A 1,402-nucleotide genomic window follows, 5' to 3' on the forward strand; every position below is an offset into this window, starting at 1 on the left:
AATGGGCCGATTTGGGCAGCGGGAGAATGCCGTTCTGCAGTTCAAAACGCAGGCAGATCTGGGCGGTGGACTTGCCGGTTTTCTTGGCGATTTCTTCGAGTTCTTCCAGCTTTAAAACGCGCTGGCGGCCAAGGGGCGACCATGCCTGGACGACGATGTTATGTGCCTGGCAGTATTTCGTCACTTCGGGCTGGAGATAGCCAGGATGGTATTCGATCTGGTTGACCATGGGGGTCACTTCCATATCCATGAGCGGTTCGAGATGGTGAACGAGGAAATTGGATACGCCGATGGCACGGACTTTGCCCGCTTTGTACAGATCGATCATGGCCGACCAGGTTTCCCGGTTAAGGGCGATCCAGTCTTTGCCGAATTCGTGTTCGCACGCCGGCCAGTGGACGAGATACAGATCGAGATAGTCCAGACCGAGATCGTGCAGACTCTGGTTGCAGGCGGCGATGACATCGTCGTAGTGTCTGGCTTCGGGCGGGCATTTGGAGGTAATGCGAAGATCTTCGCGCGCAATGGATGTCTGGGCGAGGGCCTCTCCGATTTCCGCTTCGTTTTTGTACATCGCGGCAGTGTCGATCAGGCGATAGCCCGCATTCAGGGCTTCGAGCACGATATCCGCTGTGGAGACGCCGGCCACTTTCCAGGTGCCAAAGCCAGTGGAAGGAAGCACGACGCCGTTGGAGAGCGTAAAGGTTCTGAGATTGGAGGCTTCGTTTTTACAGTCGTTTGGATACATAGTCTTTTCTCCATATTCTGCCGCCGCATCCGGTTTCCGTTCGGTTTACTGTCCTTTGAACGCACGATGCCGAAGGGCATCTTGGGCTCCTGCCCTGCGCATAAGACGAAAGGTCAGAGAGTGCGGCCTGTTTTTCTTCAGTATACCAATCGGCTTCCGTATTGTTTTTTGAAGCGAATTTGAAAACGAAAACCGCTTTCTCCGACGAAAAAACCGACCCGCTCGTTTTGGAATATCGAGCGGGTCGGTTTTCGGCTGCCGTGTTTAGAGCAGGTCGGTGTTTATCGCAAGACTGTGTTTCGGTCGCTGCTCGCAAAACCGTGATTGAAGCGTGCAGGCAGAATGCGAAATGTAGGGTTAAGCCGCCGCGGTCTGTGCCTTCTGTGCGGCGAGAAGCCGGCGGGCGGGCCGTTTGATCAGCAGAGCGCCGATCAGAAGGACTGCGGCGGAGCCTAAAGAAATCGGGAAGATGGCCAGAATGGTCATGAACGTATGCGAGAGCGGGAAGACAAACAGAATCCAGAGAATGCGAACGACACATACGCCCAGCGTCGTCAGTACGGCAGGAAGAACCGAAATGCCAAAGCCGCGCAAATAGCCGGAAATGACTTCGTACTGAATGGAGAAAAAGTAGCTGCACATCAGAGTGACCTG

General features: G+C 54.6%; 1 protein-coding gene and 1 pseudogene. Both read right to left on the minus strand.

Annotated elements, in window-relative coordinates:
- Positions 1-748 (minus strand): aldo/keto reductase (locus ACLUYS_RS09850; protein ID WP_412659788.1); only part of this gene is annotated, 748 nt, incomplete at its 3' end.
- A 357-nt stretch (positions 749-1,105) separates the two neighbouring features.
- Positions 1,106-1,402 (minus strand): annotated as a pseudogene (locus tag ACLUYS_RS09855) (MATE family efflux transporter); the annotation flags it as partial.

The organism is Allobaculum sp. (assembly GCF_047010065.1).
Lineage (GTDB): Bacteria > Bacillota_I > Bacilli_A > Erysipelotrichales > Erysipelotrichaceae > Allobaculum > Allobaculum fili.